Annotated in this window: 10 protein-coding genes and 1 rRNA gene; 3 read left to right on the forward strand and 8 right to left on the reverse strand. The window is 71.3% G+C overall.

Going from position 1 to position 16,171, the window contains the following annotated elements; all coding sequences use genetic code 11:
* The 3 genes from BJ979_RS00005 to tyrS all read right to left on the reverse strand — a co-directional run.
* A 16S ribosomal RNA gene (locus tag BJ979_RS00005) occupies positions 1 to 1,275 on the reverse strand; the annotation flags it as partial.
* 582 nt (positions 1,276 to 1,857) lie between these two features.
* Positions 1,858 to 6,387, reverse strand: coding sequence for a hypothetical protein (locus tag BJ979_RS00010; RefSeq protein WP_179563976.1), 4,530 nt, complete (start codon positions 6,385 to 6,387; stop codon positions 1,858 to 1,860).
* An 86-nt stretch (positions 6,388 to 6,473) separates the two neighbouring features.
* Entirely contained in the window at positions 6,474 to 7,775 is a 1,302-nt protein-coding gene (gene tyrS / locus BJ979_RS00015) for a tyrosine--tRNA ligase (protein ID WP_179563978.1), read from the reverse strand.
* Between the two features lie 100 nt (positions 7,776 to 7,875).
* Between tyrS and BJ979_RS00020 the strand changes: the two genes are divergently transcribed.
* Positions 7,876 to 9,801 (forward strand): DUF2207 family protein, encoded by a 1,926-nt coding sequence (locus BJ979_RS00020; RefSeq protein ID WP_179563980.1) that lies wholly within the window; start codon positions 7,876 to 7,878, stop codon positions 9,799 to 9,801.
* 162 nt (positions 9,802 to 9,963) lie between these two features.
* Positions 9,964 to 10,413: a MarR family winged helix-turn-helix transcriptional regulator gene (locus BJ979_RS00025; protein WP_343046517.1), complete on the forward strand. Its 450-nt coding sequence runs from the start codon at positions 9,964 to 9,966 to the stop codon at positions 10,411 to 10,413.
* A 68-nt stretch (positions 10,414 to 10,481) separates the two neighbouring features.
* On the opposite strand, the gene BJ979_RS00030 is transcribed toward BJ979_RS00025, so the two are convergent.
* On the reverse strand, positions 10,482 to 10,826 hold the full coding sequence (locus BJ979_RS00030) for a hypothetical protein (RefSeq protein WP_179563982.1): 345 nt from the start codon (positions 10,824 to 10,826) through the stop codon (positions 10,482 to 10,484).
* Positions 10,827 to 10,956: 130 nt separating this feature from the next.
* On the reverse strand, positions 10,957 to 11,436 hold the full coding sequence (locus BJ979_RS00035) for an ATP-dependent zinc protease family protein (protein ID WP_179563984.1): 480 nt from the start codon (positions 11,434 to 11,436) through the stop codon (positions 10,957 to 10,959).
* Between the two features lie 84 nt (positions 11,437 to 11,520).
* Between BJ979_RS00035 and BJ979_RS00040 the strand changes: the two genes are divergently transcribed.
* A complete protein-coding gene (locus BJ979_RS00040) occupies positions 11,521 to 12,732 on the forward strand; it encodes a RimK family alpha-L-glutamate ligase (protein WP_179563986.1) in 1,212 nt (403 codons plus the stop codon).
* A gap of 12 nt (positions 12,733 to 12,744) precedes the next feature.
* Here BJ979_RS00040 and BJ979_RS00045 read toward each other — a convergent pair whose 3' ends face one another.
* The 3 genes from BJ979_RS00045 to BJ979_RS00055 all read right to left on the reverse strand — a co-directional run bounded on the left by BJ979_RS00045 (position 12,745) and on the right by BJ979_RS00055 (position 16,035).
* Positions 12,745 to 13,665, reverse strand: coding sequence for a methyltransferase family protein (locus tag BJ979_RS00045; RefSeq protein WP_179563988.1), 921 nt, complete (start codon positions 13,663 to 13,665; stop codon positions 12,745 to 12,747).
* Positions 13,666 to 13,705: 40 nt separating this feature from the next.
* The gene (locus BJ979_RS00050; protein ID WP_343046518.1) at positions 13,706 to 14,476 is read right to left on the reverse strand and encodes an SDR family NAD(P)-dependent oxidoreductase; all 771 of its coding nucleotides are present in this window, start codon (positions 14,474 to 14,476) and stop codon (positions 13,706 to 13,708) included.
* A gap of 146 nt (positions 14,477 to 14,622) precedes the next feature.
* The gene (locus BJ979_RS00055) at positions 14,623 to 16,035 is read right to left on the reverse strand and encodes an aldehyde dehydrogenase family protein (protein ID WP_179563992.1); all 1,413 of its coding nucleotides are present in this window, start codon (positions 16,033 to 16,035) and stop codon (positions 14,623 to 14,625) included.
* Positions 16,036 to 16,171 lie beyond the last annotated feature (136 nt).

The following is a 16,171-nucleotide window of genomic DNA, read 5'->3' on the forward strand; positions in this document are numbered from 1 at the left end:
ACCGGCTTTTTGGGATTCGCTCCACCTTACGGTATTGCAGCCCTTTGTACCGGCCATTGTAGCATGCGTGAAGCCCAAGACATAAGGGGCATGATGATTTGACGTCATCCCCACCTTCCTCCGAGTTGACCCCGGCAGTCTCCTATGAGTTCCCACCATAACGTGCTGGCAACATAGAACGAGGGTTGCGCTCGTTGCGGGACTTAACCCAACATCTCACGACACGAGCTGACGACAACCATGCACCACCTGTATACGAGTGTCCAAAGAGTTGACTATTTCTAGCCCTTTCTCGTATATGTCAAGCCTTGGTAAGGTTCTTCGCGTTGCATCGAATTAATCCGCATGCTCCGCCGCTTGTGCGGGCCCCCGTCAATTCCTTTGAGTTTTAGCCTTGCGGCCGTACTCCCCAGGCGGGGCGCTTAATGCGTTAGCTGCGACACGGAAACCGTGGAATGGTCCCCACATCTAGCGCCCAACGTTTACGGCGTGGACTACCAGGGTATCTAATCCTGTTCGCTCCCCACGCTTTCGCTCCTCAGCGTCAGTAACGGCCCAGAGAACTGCCTTCGCCATCGGTGTTCCTCCTGATATCTGCGCATTCCACCGCTACACCAGGAATTCCATTCTCCCCTACCGCACTCTAGCTGGCCCGTACCCACTGCAGACCCGAGGTTGAGCCTCGGGATTTCACAGCAGACGCGACCAACCGCCTACGAGCTCTTTACGCCCAATAATTCCGGATAACGCTTGCACCCTACGTATTACCGCGGCTGCTGGCACGTAGTTAGCCGGTGCTTTTTCTGCAGGTACCGTCACTTTCGCTTCTTCCCTGCTAAAAGAGGTTTACAACCCGAAGGCCGTCGTCCCTCACGCGGCGTTGCTGCATCAGGCTTTCGCCCATTGTGCAATATTCCCCACTGCTGCCTCCCGTAGGAGTCTGGGCCGTGTCTCAGTCCCAGTGTGGCCGGTCACCCTCTCAGGCCGGCTACCCGTCGTAGGCTTGGTGAGCCGTTACCTCACCAACAACCTGATAGGCCGCGAGTCCATCCTTGACCAAAATTCTTTCCAACTCCTAGCCATGCGGCTGAAGCTCGTATCCGGTATTAGACGTCGTTTCCAACGCTTATCCCAGAGTCAAGGGCAGGTTACTCACGTGTTACTCACCCGTTCGCCACTGATCCAGAAGAGCAAGCTCCTCCTTCACCGTTCGACTTGCATGTGTTAAGCACGCCGCCAGCGTTCATCCTGAGCCAGGATCAAACTCTCCGTAAATGAATGACAGCCAGCCGACCGAAATCGACTGACAAATCTTTTGCCCGATCATCGCGGGAAAACGCGACAACCAGACGAGTTTGATCTGACTGAAAGGATCATCATACTGACAATCCGTCAATCCAAAGGAATCTCTCACCCCACGACCGAAATCGCGGAGCCGAGGTTATTTGGCATTTGACATAGTGCACGCTGTTGAGTTCTCAAGGATCGGACGCACGAGAACATCCCTCTTTCGAGTTCAGTTCAAGGCTTATGCTCCAAACCATTCCCGCTCGTGTGGGCAGTCGATCACCAGAGGTAAAGACCCTGGATGACCCTGCGCGCTGATCAGATCAGCGACTCGTCCGAGTGGGAGTCCTCATCGTAGACCGCTCTGCGCTGATCTCGCAAGTTCGAGATCGTGCCGGCGCTTCTCGATGAAGCTTGTCGCGCTTGAGGCCAGGATCCGGGCGGCTGAGCCGCTCTCCGTGTCCCGCTCCTTTGGGCTGACGAGGGATTACTTTACGTACGCCGCGAGCGCCGGGCGAATCGGCGGGGCATCCCGGGCGTGTCGCCAGGGATTCCGGCGATCGGCTGCCGTCACGAGCAGTTGTCGGCGATCCAGGTCGGAACGCCCGACTGGTCGCGCAGGGCCGAGAGCCGTTGCTGAGCGCCGGCATCATCGGCGGTTTGGCTCTCCTGGATCTGCGCCAGCAGCTCACGACCGAGACCGGCGATCTGGGTGACCTCGGCGCGGATGCCGGACGGCGCGACCGCAGCCACTGCATCCCACCGGTCGACGAACGCCTGGGCGGCCGCGACGGAATCGGGGATCGACGACTGCGCGGCCGGCCAGCCGAAGTCGGTCTGCTCGGCCCCGACGGGCTCGGTCGCGATGAGGTGACACATCGCTCCGGATTCCGCTCGGGTCGCGCGCTGGTCGATCGCGTCCTGCGCGAGCCCGTTGCCGAACGCGAGCAGCCCACCGCCCACGATCGTCATCACGACGCCGACGGCCACGCCCGCGCTCGTGAGCCGGTGCGTCCATCCACGTCGGCGCGTGCTGAGCACGCCCAGCACGATGTTCGCGACGAGTCCGATCGGCGCGACGACGAACGCAGCGCCGAAGGCGATCCGCTCGAGCAGCGTGCTGCGACCGGGATCGGGCTCGCCAGACGGGGCGAGAGTGAATCGCGGGGTGCCGTCGGCGGCGACGACCGGCAGCGAGGTGCGGTCGGCGGTGCGCGGACGATCTCGGTCGATCGCGGCCGATGTCGGCTCGGCCGATCGCGGCGCGGCAACTGCGGGCGCCGTCGGCACCGCGTTCCCCGCGATGGCTTCCGGAGCCGAGGTCGGCGCCAGAGCCTCCGGCGCCACCGGGATCACGGTGGTGTGCACGGGACCGAGGGCGTCGTCGATCCCGGTGCTGTCGTCGTCGGCCTCACTCGAGTCGAGCGCCTCGAACTGTGCTGTGACGGACGGATCCGGTTCGCGCCCGAGCTCGGGGGCGGGATCGAAGTCGGCCACGTCGTCGAGATCGAGCACCCGCGTCGCCGGCGCCGCTTCATCGCCGAGGCCTGCGGCAGCATCGGACGCATCGGTCTCGGCGAGGTCGCCCTGGTGGACATCCGGCTCCGGATCCTCGTCCGTCCTGTTCGCCGCATCGCGGCCGGTGAGCCGTCGCAGCAGACCGCCGACGCCCGCGCGGGCCGGCGCAGCGGAGGGTTCCCCGCCGCGGTCGTCCTCGTCGCCGGAAGCACCGGGTGCGTCTTCGGTGTCGGGGATCGTGACCGATCCGGTCACCGGGTCGATGTCGAGCTCGCCGAAGAGCACCTCGACCGCATCCGTCGGCTCGCCGACCGCCGGAGCCTCGGGCTCGCTGCGATCGACACCCTCCGGACGCCGCGCGGTGAAGGCGATTCCCGGCGCCGTCGACGGAGCCTCGGTCGGCTCCCCCGATGCGGAGAAGACATCGGGCGACACCGGCGGCTCAGAGGCCGGCCGCGCCGTCGGCGGCACCGCCGACACGGGCCGCACCGGCGGTGCCGTGTCAGCGACGGGGGCGACGGGCGAACTCGCGCCGATCGGTGCGGACGGCGATCCCGCCGTGGTCCGGTCGCTCGGCAGGAACCACGACCGGATGCCGTTGTCACTCGGCTCGGGCTCGCGCAGCGGCGGCGGTGCGGCGTCGGCGCTGCGAGTCGGGTCGGCGCCGAGAGTCGCGTCGGCCGCGCCGGTCTCGGTGGCGGCACCCGACGGCGGGAGGGCGGAGTCGAGGGCGACACGGGAGTCGGTGCCCGGTCGCGCGCGAACGATGTCGGACTCGGGGTCGACGCCCGTGGTGTTCGTCGCCGGGGTCGAGGAGCTCGGAGCCGCGTCAGAGCGGGGCGACAGCGTCGGCGCTGTGCCGGCGGCAGGAGCCGTGGCGGAGTCGGCGGATCGAGGGGTGCCGTCGGGGCGCGCCGCCGGGGCGGAGGTCTCGCCGGGCGGACTCGCCGACGAGACCGGCTCCGACGGGGTCACGGCCGAAGCACCGCTCCCGTGCGGGCCTGACGTGGAGTCGGCAGCGGTCGCGCTCTCGGAGGCGGCGCGGAGGCGTGATCCCGGCGTCTCCGGGGCGGCGGGCGCCACGCCCTCGTCGGCACCGCGGTCCGTGGCGCTGACGTCGCCGACCGGGTCGGCGGGGGAGCTCGTCGCGGTCGACTGGCCGGGCGAGGTCGGGAATGAGCCAGGTCGCTCAGCCGACGGGGTCGGCTCGGGCTGCGAGACCGGAGCGGTCGGCGGCAGCGAGATGACGCGGGTCTCGACGTTCTCGGGCGGAAGGACGGGGCCGACCGGACGGCCGCTCGCCGCGCTCGAATCCGGTCGACTCCGGTCACCGGCGTCAGCGGGGGTGGGCGCCGATCCGGACGTCGGAGCGGCGGATGCCGCGAGCCGCTCAGCAGTGCCGGGCGCCGGCGGCGGAGCCGCTTCCGGCGAAGCCGGAGTCGAGGCGCGGTCAGCCGCGTCGGAGGCGATCCGACCGGCATCACCCGTGGGGTCGCCCGAGGTCGATCCGGACGCGGGCGGCTCCGGGCTCGAGGCAGCGCCCGCGGCGGGAGCACGCGTCGGCGCAGCGGCGTCCGGCGCGGTGAGCGGGTCGGCGGAGGAGGAGGGAGCCGGCGGCGTCGCGGCGGCGTCGGCGCCGGGTTCAGCGCCCGGGACTCGCGGGATGACCCGCGTGGAGGTCTCCGACTCGTCGAAGGACGGGGTCGACGGCACGGCGCGCGCGCTCGGCGGATCGGCCGGGACAGCGGCGGGCGGCGCCTCGGATCGCCCGAGGTCGGAGGCCGACGACGCCGGCGTCACGGGCAGGTCGGCGTCGCCGACCGGACGAGCAGAAGGCCCGCCGAGGACATCCGCCGGGCCGGCGGCATCGGCCGAAGGCGAAGGCCCGGATCGCGCGAGGTCGGATGCCGACGGCGCCGGCGTCACGGGCTGGTCGGCGTCGCCGACCGGACGAGCAGAAGGCCCGCCGAGGACATCCGCCGGGCCGGCGGCACGGGCCGAGGTGGGCGGGACGAAGATCGCGCGGGTCGCGGTGTCGCTCTGATCGGCGTCCGCTCGCGATGCCGTGGGGGCATCCGGCTCGGCGGGGCCGCGGTGCTGCGCCGCATCCGGCGCCGAAGGGCTCGCCGGTGAGGTCGGACTCGAACGGCTGAACGACGCGAGCAGGTCGTCGCCGATCGTGTCGAAGGGCTCGTGGGACGCGGGCGGAGGCGTGGGAGCAGTGGACGACGGCGCGCTCGCCGGGGCGGGGCGAGCGTCGGCCGGCGGGTTCGGGGAGGGCGTCGTCGACGCGGCAGTCGGCGCGGAGTCGCCAGGGCGCGCTGCTCCGTCGTCGTGTGCCGGCCCGGCGGAGGGCCGGGGCTGCCCGGCAGAGGACGGACCGGCCGCCGCGTTCGGATGCAGGTCGGAGCCGCTCGAGCGCGCGGCACCCGGCACGGACGCGGCGGGCGGCGTCGCGTCGTGCTGCGCGGGCGTCGAGGGTGCGGGGGCCGCCGGCGCGCTGGGCTGCGCAGGACTCCACGGGGCCGTGCTCGACTCGGCCGAGCTCGACGGGGCCGTACCGGGCTGCGCAGAACTCGACGCGGGCGTGCTCGGCTGCGCGGAGCTCGACGCGGGCGTGCTCGGCTGCGCGGCGCTCGACGCGGGCGTGCTCTGCTGGGCCGAGCTCGACGGGGCCGTACCGGGCTGCGCGGCGCTCGACGGGGCCTTACTGGGCTGCGCGGCGCCCGACGCGGGCGTACTCGGCTGCTGCGCGGGCGCTGCCGCGGAAGGCGTCGGCGCGGATGCGGCGGGAGCGCCCGCGCTCTCGGCACGCGCGCCGGACGACGCACTCGGCGCGGGTGCTGCGGTCGCATCCGCCGGGCTGTCGAACAGCGGGCGGGCGAAGGCCGACGAACTCGCGCCCTCGGCCGGGCCGCTCGCGGCGGCGGCGCCCGACGACGCGCCTTCTGCCGGCCGGGCCGGACCGGCGGCTCCGTCGGAGTCGGACGGCGGCGTCGGCGGAACCCAGCTGCCGCGGCGCGGGCCGCGATCAGCGGGATCCGAGGAAGCGGAAGCGCTCGACGGCGCCGGAGCGCTCGGGCTCGCGGGGACGGAACTCGACGACGCCGGCGCGGCCGCTCCGGCGGCGGGCGAGACGGGCGCGGCGCCGGCATCCGTGGTCGAGCCCGCGACCGCGTCTCCGGCCGGGGCGTCGAACGACGGCGCGGTGCCGGGCCGCCACGGCGAGGATGCGGGGACGACGGGCGGCTGCTGCGGCGACGCCTCGTCGGCGGGCGGCGCGCCCGCTCCGGGCGGGGTCGAGTCGGCGGGCACGGGGGCCGCGCGACGGCCCGAGGGCGTCGCCGGCTCCGGTGCGGAGGGACGCGGGTACTGCAGCCCCGGCGGGACGCTGAAGGGCGGCGGGCTCAGACGCTCGCGATCGGGGGAACCGCCGGGCGACTGCGGAGAACGCGACCGGTCCGGCGAACCAGCGGCCGGATCCCGCGCCTCGTCGTCGGAGGAGTCGGGCGACGGCGGGGGCGCAGCCGCGAGCCGTCGCGCCAGTTCGGCACGCTCGCGTGCGGCGTCGTCATCCGCCATGAACAGTCCTTCTCACCGCGATGTCGGGAATCGCGTCGTCAGAATAGTCGCCACCCCGCGCGGGATCGCTCAGCACACTCCCGGACTCAGCCGAGGCGCACCCCGGCCAGCGTCTTCTTGCCGCGACGCAGCACCGCCACGCCGCCGGCGAGCGCGGCGCCCTCGAAAGTCGCCTCCGCATCCGCCACCTTCGCGTTGTTGAGGTAGACGCCGCCCTGCGCGATCGCGCGGCGGGCATCGCTCGCGCTCGCGGTCAGCCCGGTCGACACGAGGGCCGAGAGCACGGTGTCGCCGGATGCGGCATCCGCGCTCGGCAGCTCGGCGACCGCCGCGGCGAGGGTCGCCGCATCCAGCTCGCCCAGGTCGCCGTCGCCGAACAGCGCCCGGCTCGCGTCGATCGCGGCGGCGGCCGCCTCGGGACCGTGCACGAAGGCCGTGACCTCGTGCGCGAGGCGCAGCTGCGCGGCACGGCGGAAGGGCTCCTCGGCGACGAGACGCGCGTACTCCTCGATCTCGGCGCGCGAAAGGAAGGTGAAGACCTTGAGCCGGTCGACGACGTCCGAATCGGCCGTGTTGAGCCAGAACTGGTACATCGCGTAGGGCGAGCACATGTCGGCGTCGAGCCAGATGGCGTTGCCCTCGCTCTTGCCGAACTTGGTGCCGTCCGAGTTCGTGATCAACGGCGTGCCGATCGCGTGCACCGAGACGCCCTCGACGCGGTGGATGAGGTCGACACCCGAGGTCAGGTTGCCCCACTGGTCGCTGCCGCCGGTCTGCAGCACGACCTTCCGCGAGCGGAACAGCTCGAGGTAGTCGAGCCCCTGCAGGATCTGGTAGCTGAACTCGGTGTAGCTGATGCCGGCGTCGCTGTTCAGTCGCGTGGCCACCGCATCCTTCTTCAGCATCGTGCCGACGCGGAAGTGCTTGCCGATCTCGCGCAGGAAGTCGATCGCGCTGAGCGGCGCCGTCCAGTCGAGGTTGTTGACGAGCTGGGCCGCGTTCTCGCCGTCGAAGGAGAGGAAGCGCTCGACCTGGCCGCGCAGCCGCGTGACCCACTCGGACACCGTCTCGCGGGTGTTGAGCGTGCGCTCGGCCGTCGGGCGCGGGTCGCCGATGAGGCCGGTGGATCCGCCGACGAGACCGAAGGGGGTGTGCCCCGCGAGCTGAAGCCGACGCAGCAGGAGCAGCTGCACGAGGTTGCCCAGGTGCAGGCTCGGCGCGGTCGGGTCGAAGCCGCAGTAATAGGAGATCGGCTCGCCGTGCAGGAGCTCTCTCAGCGCCTCGGCGTCGGTCGACACGTGCACGAGGCCGCGCCAGACCAGCTCGTCCCAGACGCCGTCGAAGCTCTCATCGTTCACAGGGATGACGGGAGAGACGGTCGCAGACACCCGACGAGGCTAGCGGAGAGCGGATGCGCGGCGCGGCCCATCCGGGTCGTCGTGCGCGGCTCGCTCCCGTGGCGTCGTCGGCGCTGGTTAGGGTCGGAGTGTGAAGCGGAGAATCCTCAGTCTGCTCGTCGCCGTGGCCGCGTTCGCGGGAGCCGGGCTCGTCCTGCCCGGCGGGGCGCCCGCATCCGCATCGCCGGCGTCGGCCGCGGCGCCCGCCGCTGTCGCCCCAGCCGCCGCCCCGGCCACTCTCGCTCCGGCCGCTGCCGCCCGCGCCGCCCTGCCGGCCGGCGTCGCCGACTTCACCTTCGAGTCGATGACCGCCGACTACACGGTCACCCGCGACGAGGACGGCCAAGCGCAGATGAAGGCCGTCGAGACCTTCGTCGCACTGTTCCCCGACTACGACCAGAATCGCGGCATCATCCGCGCGCTGCCACTGCGCGACACCCGCTTCAGCATCCCGCTCAGCCCGCGGGTCGAGTCGGTGACCACCGCGACCGGCGACCAGGTGCCGTTCGAGACGGACACGAACGACGGCTTCCTCGAGATCGCGGTCGGCGACGACAGCTACGTGCACGGCCGCACCACCTACGTGATCACCTACACGATGAAGAACGTGATCAACCAGGCGACGAGCTCGGTGCAGGAGTTCTCGCCGAACGTCAACGGCACCGGCTGGGACCAGAGCTTCGGCACCGTGACCGCGAACCTGCACCTCGACTCCGCGCTCGAGGCGCAGCTCACCGGCGACGCGGCCTGCTACATCGGCGCGCAGGGATCGACCGACCGCTGCTCGGCCACGCGCACCGACGACGGCTTCACGGCGAGCGGCGGACCGATCGCGGCCCGGCAGAACATCACCCTCTCGGTCGGATTCCGCGACGGCACGTTCACGGTTCCGGCCAGCCCCAACGATTCGCCGCTGGCGACGCTCGTGCCGTGGTTCGTGCTCGGCCTCGGCGTGATCGGCCTCGTCGCCGTGATCGTGGTGCGCACGACGCGCTGGAAGGATGCGCCCGGTCGCGGCATCGTCATCGCCGAGTACGAGGCGCCGGAGGGCCTCGGCATCCTGCCCGCCGCGGCCTTCGCCGAGCGGTCGTGGACGGGGCTGCCGGCGCTGCTCGTGCAGACCGCCGTGTCGGGCGCGACCCGGCTCGTCGACCAGCCGGAGGAATCCGAGTCGCGCCGCTACCGTGTGGATGTCGTCAAGCCCGAGGCGATCACGAACCAGGACGACTGGTGGGCGATGACCGCCCTGCTCGGACAGGCGCCGACCGCGGGGCACAGCTTCGTGCTCGACCGGGACGACCAGCGCATCGGCGACCGGATCACCGGCCTCGGATCCGGCGCCCGCAGCCGACTCGCGGAGTTCGGGCTGCGCAAACGCGTGACCGGCGGCGGCGCCGGCCGTCTGGTGCGCATCATCGCCATCGTCGTGATCGTCGCCGCCGTGCTGCTGCTCGGCTGGGCCGGGGTGAACGCGGTGCGCGCGCCCGCCGTCTTCCTCGGCGCGATCGGCGGCGGGCTGCTCGCGATCGTGACGCTCTTCCTCTCGGTGCCGCCGGTGCGCCGCACCCGCGAGGGAAGTCTGCTCAACGAGAAGCTCGAGGGGCTCAAGCTCTACCTCACCGTGGCCGAGGAGGAGCGCCTCAAGGTGCTGCAGAGCGTCACCGGCGCCGAACGGCGCCGCGTCGACCCGAACGACCCCGCCCAGGTCGTGCGCCTCTATGAGGAGCTGCTCCCGTGGGCGATGATCCTCGGCGTCGAGGGCAGCTGGGCGAAGGTGCTCGGCGACCGCTACGCCACGACCCCGCCGCAGTCGGGCGACGGCCTCGTCTCACCCGGCGTGCTGTGGAATCTCAGCGCGTTCCAGATCGCGAACAACACGAGCCAGTTCGCGACCACTCCTCCGGAGCCGTCGACCTCGTGGTCGAGCTCGGGCGGAGGCGGCGGGTTCAGCAGCGGGTCGTCGGGTGGCGGATTCTCGGGCGGCGGCTTCGGCGGCGGAGGCGGAGGCGGTCGCTGACCCCGCCTCCTCGCGCAGCGCAGCATCGCGTGCAGAGGCGGTGCCGTGTCGGCGCCGTGTCGGCGCCGCGCATCGGCCGACGACCCGGGCACGACCGACACGTGTCCTGGACGTGAGCCGGATGCGGCCCGAGGGAAGCTCGCACCGGCCTACTATCGGAATGTGAGCGATACCGGCGCATCCCCGACTCCCCCGGAGACCTCGCGCCTCATCCGTGCACTGCACGCCCACGCCGACCTGCGCGCGACCGCGATGACCGCAGCCCGCGAGAAGCTCCAGATCAGTCAGCAGGACGCCCGCGCGCTCGAGTACATCGCCCTGAACCCCGGCGTGCGGCCCGGCGTGCTGCGCGAGTACCTCGGCATCACCTCCGCCGGCGTCACCACGCTCACCGACCGGCTCGTGCGCCGCGGCGTGGTCAGCCGGGAAGCCGACGAGAACGACCGTCGCGCGACGCACCTGACCGCATCCATCGACCTCGACGTCGAGCCGTGGAGCACCCTGACCGCGATCGACCGGGAGCTGGAGCAGGCGATCGTCGACAGCGACGCGCACGATGTCGCCGCCGCGACGGATCTGCTGGAACGGCTGCTCGGAGCCCTCGGCCGCTGACCGGTGCGCGACGGCTGGGCATCACGGCCCGACCCGCGCCGGGAGCGCGCAACCGCTGTCGAGATCTCCTAGGCCGTGTGCGCCTGGATGTAGGCCGTCGATTTGGCCTCGAGGAACGCGCACAGCGTCGACACCATCGCGAGCTCCGCAGACAGACGCGAGGTCTCGGCAGGGGTGAGCGCGAACGTATCGTCGCGGCCCTCGAAGTTGATGACCCACCGGGGATCGCCGGGCGCGACCGGCTGCAGGTAGATGACCGTCGAGGCGTCGTTGAGCGACACGGTGATCAGTCCCGTGTCGGCGCCCTCCGAGCCGTCCTGTTCGATCACTCGGATGCGCTCGTCCGCGCCGTAGCCGAGCCCGTCGAATTCCTCGACCCAGGACTCCAGCAGCGGCTTCGTGCGGAACGGCATGAACTCTCCCGTCTCGCGGGCCCCGGATTGGAGACTCGCGAGGCCAGTATCGCCCAGCTTGGGGGCGGCTGAACACCAGGTGACAAGTCCGTCAACTCGTGCTATGGCCCGGATCGACTGACGGTGGAGATCAGCCCTCGAGGCCGCGATTGAGCCGACGCGCCCCGCGGGGCGCCTTGCCGCCCAGATACGAGGCGTCCGAGTCGACCAGGAAGCCCTGGCGCAGCGCCTCGCGCCCGATCAGCATGCGGAAGCCCATCCGGTCGCGGTTCGTCAGCGTGACCTCGACCGTCACCTCGCGGCCGGCCAGGATCAGCCGCATCTCGACCACATAGCGCGCCTGCGCGTGCCCCGACGAGCTGCGCACGCGACGCCGGTCGACGACCGGGCTCTCGACCACGACCTCACCCTCGGTCGCCCGCTGCCACGGACGGATCGTGAAGCGCACCCAGTCGGCGCCGTCGCGCTCGAAGGGCTCGATGTCGTAGGCGTGGATCGCGGAGGTCTGCGCGCCGGTGTCGAGCTTCGCCTTGATCCACGGGACGCCGACATCCGGCAGCTGCACCCATTCGCGCCAGCCCGCGACAGTGTTTGAATGAGGGGATCCCACCGTCCCATCCTCCCAGCACGAAGCCGTGTTCGCCGCGAAGGCGGCAGCACGACGCACCAGCCCCTCCACCGAACGGTCTCGTCGATGAAGCTCGCCATCCTGTCGCGCGCCCCGCGCGCCTACTCCACCCAGCGTCTGCGCGCCGCCGCCGAGCAGCGCGGCCACGAGGTGAAGGTGCTCAACACGCTGCGCTTCGCGATCGACCTCTCGGGCGAGGAGCCCGACCTGCAGTTCCGCGGCCGGCAGCTCAGCGACTACGACGCGATCCTGCCGCGCATCGGGGCGTCGATCACCTACTTCGGCACCGCCGTGGTGCGCCAGTTCGAGCAGATGGACGTCTACACGCCCAACACCGCCAACGGCATCTCGAACGCGCGCGACAAGCTGCGGGCCACGCAGATCCTCTCGCGCCACAACATCGGCATGCCGGCGACCGCCTTCGTGCGCAACCGGGCGGATGTGCGCCCGGCGATCGAGCGCGTCGGCGGCGCCCCGGTCGTCATCAAGCTGCTGCAGGGCACCCAGGGCATCGGCGTCATCCTCGCCCCCGAGGTGAAGGTCGCCGAGGCGATCATCGAGACGCTGCACTCGACCAACCAGAACGTGCTCATCCAGCGCTTCGTGAGCGAGAGCCGCGGCCGCGACATCCGCGCGCTCGTCGTCGGCGACCGGGTCGTCGCGGCGATGCGCCGCCGGGCCGAGGGCGACGAGTTCCGTTCGAACGTGCACCGCGGCGGCTCGGTCGAGCGCGTCGAGCTCTCACCCGAGTACGAGCAGACCGCCGTGCGCTCGGCGCAGATCATGGGCCTGCGCGTCGCCGGCGTCGACATGCTCGAAGGCGAAGAGGGCCCGCTGGTCATGGAGGTCAACTCCTCGCCCGGCCTGCAGGGCATCGAGACCGCGACGCAGCTGGATGTGGCCGGCGCGATCGTCGACTACATCGCCAACCAGGTCGCCTTCCCCGAGATCGACGTGCGTCAGCGCCTCAGCGTCTCGACCGGCTACGGCGTCGCCGAGCTGCTCGTGCACAACCACGGCGACTTCGTCGGGCGCACGATCGGCGAGTCGAGCCTGTCGGAGCGCGACATCACGGTGCTGACCCTGCACCGCGGGACCCAGGTCATCCCGAACCCGCGCAACCGCGTCACGCTCGAGGCCGGCGACCGACTGCTCTGCTTCGGCAAGCTCGAGGAGATGCGCTCGATGATCCCCGAGCGCCGCCGCCGTCGTGCGAAGGTGCGCAAGCTGCCGGCCGCGCCCATCCCCGCGCCCGAGCAGGTGCTCGACACGGAGTGAGCGCTCGGCTGGTCAGAGCAGCCGCGGGATCCAGCAGCGCACCTCGGCACGGTAGCGGCGGAAGCCGTCGCCGAAGCGCGATTCGAGGTCGGCCTCCTCGTGCGGGCGCACCGCGTAGTTCCAGATCAGCGAGCCGCTGACGGCGTAGGCGACGACGACCCACGATCCGAGCGCGAGGCCGACAGCGGCGCCCTGCGCGATGCCGGCGACGGCCATCGGATTGCGCACGAAACGGTACGGCCCCGCGACGACGAGCGAGGACGCCATCGCCGTCGGCAGCGGGGTGCCGCGTCCGAGGAACGCCATCGTCGCCGCCGACCAGATGCCGAGCGCCGAGGCGAGCACGAAGACGACCGCGCCGAGCACCGCGACACCGAGGGCGACCGACGGCGGCAGCGTCGCATCCACTTGCCAGCGCAGCTCGAGCGCTCGCAGCACGAGCGGGCCGGCGATGAGGAAGAGGCCCCAGAACACGACCATCTGCGCCACCGTCAGGGCGACGGTCACGCCCAGGGGCAGGTCGGGGCGCAGCGGGCGGAACGCGAAGGGTCCGCTGATGATCCAGCGCGTCGGGATGCGGCCGAGCAGCAGCGCCGTCAACGCGACGATCGACCCGCCGGTCGCGGCGGCCATGATCAGCACGCCCCAGCCGGCCTCGGCCGTGACGGTGGCGAAGACAGCGAGGCCGAGGGCGACGACGGCCGTCCAGGCGGTCGCGATGACGGCGGCGATCCGGCCCAGGCGGCCGAGGCGGACACCTCCGGCCGCGAGCGCCGAAGCGACGACGAACAGCGGGATGTCGGCCACGGCGACGGCGACCGGGTCGAGCGAGCCGAGCGTCACCTCGCGCACGAACGGGATCGTGAAGACCGCGACCCACCAGAGGGCGCCGGCCAGTGCCTGGACGGCGAAGTACGCACGAGGCCAGGTCACGGTCGCACGGTATCAGCGGCGCGGTGGACGCGAGCGCCGCTCAGGCGACGAGGAAGCCGCCGTCGGCCTCGAGCGACGCGCCCGTGACGAACGACGCTGCATCCGAGGCGAGCCACACCACGGCCTCCGCGATCTCGCTCGGCGTGCCGATGCGTCCGATCGGATGCCCCGACGTCACCTCGTCGAGATAACCGGGCAGGGTCGCGGCGAGGTGGGCCACCATCGGGGTGTCGATCACCCCGGGCAGCACCGCGTTGACCCGGATGCCGTCGGCCGAGTACTCGAGCGCGGCCGACTTGGTGAGGCCGATCACCCCGTGCTTCGCCGCCGTGTAGGCCCCGTGCAGCTTCATCGCCCGCACGCTGAGCACCGAGCCGGTGTTGACGATGCTGCCGCCGCCCGACGCGCGCATCGCCGTGATCTCGGATCGCATCGAGTAGAAGACGCCCGACAGGTTCGTGGCGATCATGCGGTCCCACTGCGCGAGAGGGGTGTCGGCGAGCAGGGTCTCGGCGAACTGCACGCCGGCGTTGTTGTGGGCGATGTCGAGCCGGCCGAAGCGGCGCACGATCTCGGCCACGGCGTCGTCGACCGAGCCCGGATCGGTCACGTCGACCCGCAGGAAGGTCGCGCGCGCCGAACCGCCGAGCTGCTCGACGAGGCGGCCGCCCGCATCGACGTCGAGGTCGGCGAGCACGACGTGGGCGCCGTCGCGGGCGAGAGCGGCGGCGCTCGCGGCGCCGATCCCTCCGGTCGCGCCGGTCACGAGGGCGATGCGGTCGCGCAGCGGGGATGCGGGGGTGCGGGTCACGGAGCCTCCTTGCTCGTCGTCCGCAAGATTGTCATACAATCCGCGTCGCGTCATCCGCGGTCGCCCGTCGGACTCCGTCGCCGCGCGGCGTCATCCGCGCGGCCGGGCGAACCACCTTCGCCCAGCCGCGCGAGCTGAGATCGGCGTCAGTAGCTGATGACCTTCGGCGCCGCGACGCCCTTGAGCCCGGCGACGCCGAACTCCTGGCCGTAGCCCGACGACTTCGTGCCGCCGAAGGGCACCTGCGGGTTGAGGCCGCCGTGGCTGTTGATCCACACCGTGCCCGCCTCGAGCCGCTTCGCGACCTCGAGGGCGGCGGCGCGGTCGTCCGACCAGACCGAGGCGCCGAGGCCCTCGTCGCTGTCGTTGGCGCGGCGGATCGCATCCTCGACATCGCTGAAGCGGATGATCGGCAGCGCCGGGCCGAACTGCTCCTCGTCGACGAGCGCGACGCCGTCGCTGACGTCGGCGACGATCGTCGGCTGGAAGAACAGCGGACCGTGCTCGGGAGCCGGGGCGCCGCCGGCGACGACGCGCCCGCCGGCCGCGGCCGCCTCATCCACCAGCCGCTTGACGATGTCGAACTGACCCTCGTTCTGCAGCGGCCCGATCACGTTGCCGGCGTCGGTGCCGCGGCCGAAGGGGATGCTGCGCGCGATCTCGCCGAGCGCCTCCACCGTCGCCTCGTACACCGAGTCGTGCACGTAGAGGCGCTTGAGCGCCGCGCAGGTCTGGCCGCCGTTGATGAACGCGCCCCAGAACAGGTTCTCGGCGTGGGCTCTCACATCCGTGCCCGGCAGCACGATCCCGGCGTCGTTGCCGCCGAGCTCGAGCGTGAGGCGGGCGAGGTTGTTCGCCGACGACTCCACGATCTTGCGGCCGGTCGGGGTCGAGCCGGTGAACATGATCTTGTCGATGTCAGGATGCGCGGCCAGCCGCGACGCGACGCCGCGCTCGCCCGTGATCACGGTCAGCACATCCGCCGGCAGGTGCCGGTTGAAGATCTCGACCAGCGCGAGAACCGACAGCGGGGTGAAGCCCGAGGGCTTCACGATGACCGTGTTGCCCATGCGCAGCGACGGCGCGATCTGCCAGACCGAGATCATCATCGGCCAGTTCCACGGGCCGATCGCACCGACGACGCCGAGCGCGTCGTAGTGGATCTCGGCGCGCGACTCGCCTGCCTCGAAGACGATCTCCGGTTCGAGCACGGTGTCGGCGGCGTTGCGGGTCCAGACGGCGCAGGCGCCGACTTCGAAGCGGGCGTTCGGTCCGTCGAGCGGCTTGCCCTGCTCGCGCGACAGGATGAGCGCGAGCTCTTCGGCGTTCGCCTCGATCTCGTCGGCGACGAGGTTCAGCAGACGGCTTCGCTCGGCGTGGCCGAGGGCGTTCCACGGCGGCTGGGCGACGCGGGCGCGCACGATCGCGGCCTCGAGGTCGTCGACCGTGTGGTTCGGGGCGTAGCCGATGATCTCGCGCGTCGCCGCATCCGGGATCGCGCGCCCCTCCGCCTCGGGGACGGTCACGGCGTCGAGCAGTGAGGTGGCGGTGTCGGTCATGACGGGTCTCCTTCGGGCGCGGCGGTGCGTCAGGTGGTGCGGTGTCGATGCGGGTGGCGCAGCGACCGGTCGTGCGGACGACGCGGATCGCGGCGCTGCTGCGAGTCAACGTCGGCCCGCGACGGGCGACAAGGCA

Source organism: Schumannella luteola (genome assembly GCF_013408685.1).
Classification (GTDB): domain Bacteria; phylum Actinomycetota; class Actinomycetes; order Actinomycetales; family Microbacteriaceae; genus Schumannella; species Schumannella luteola.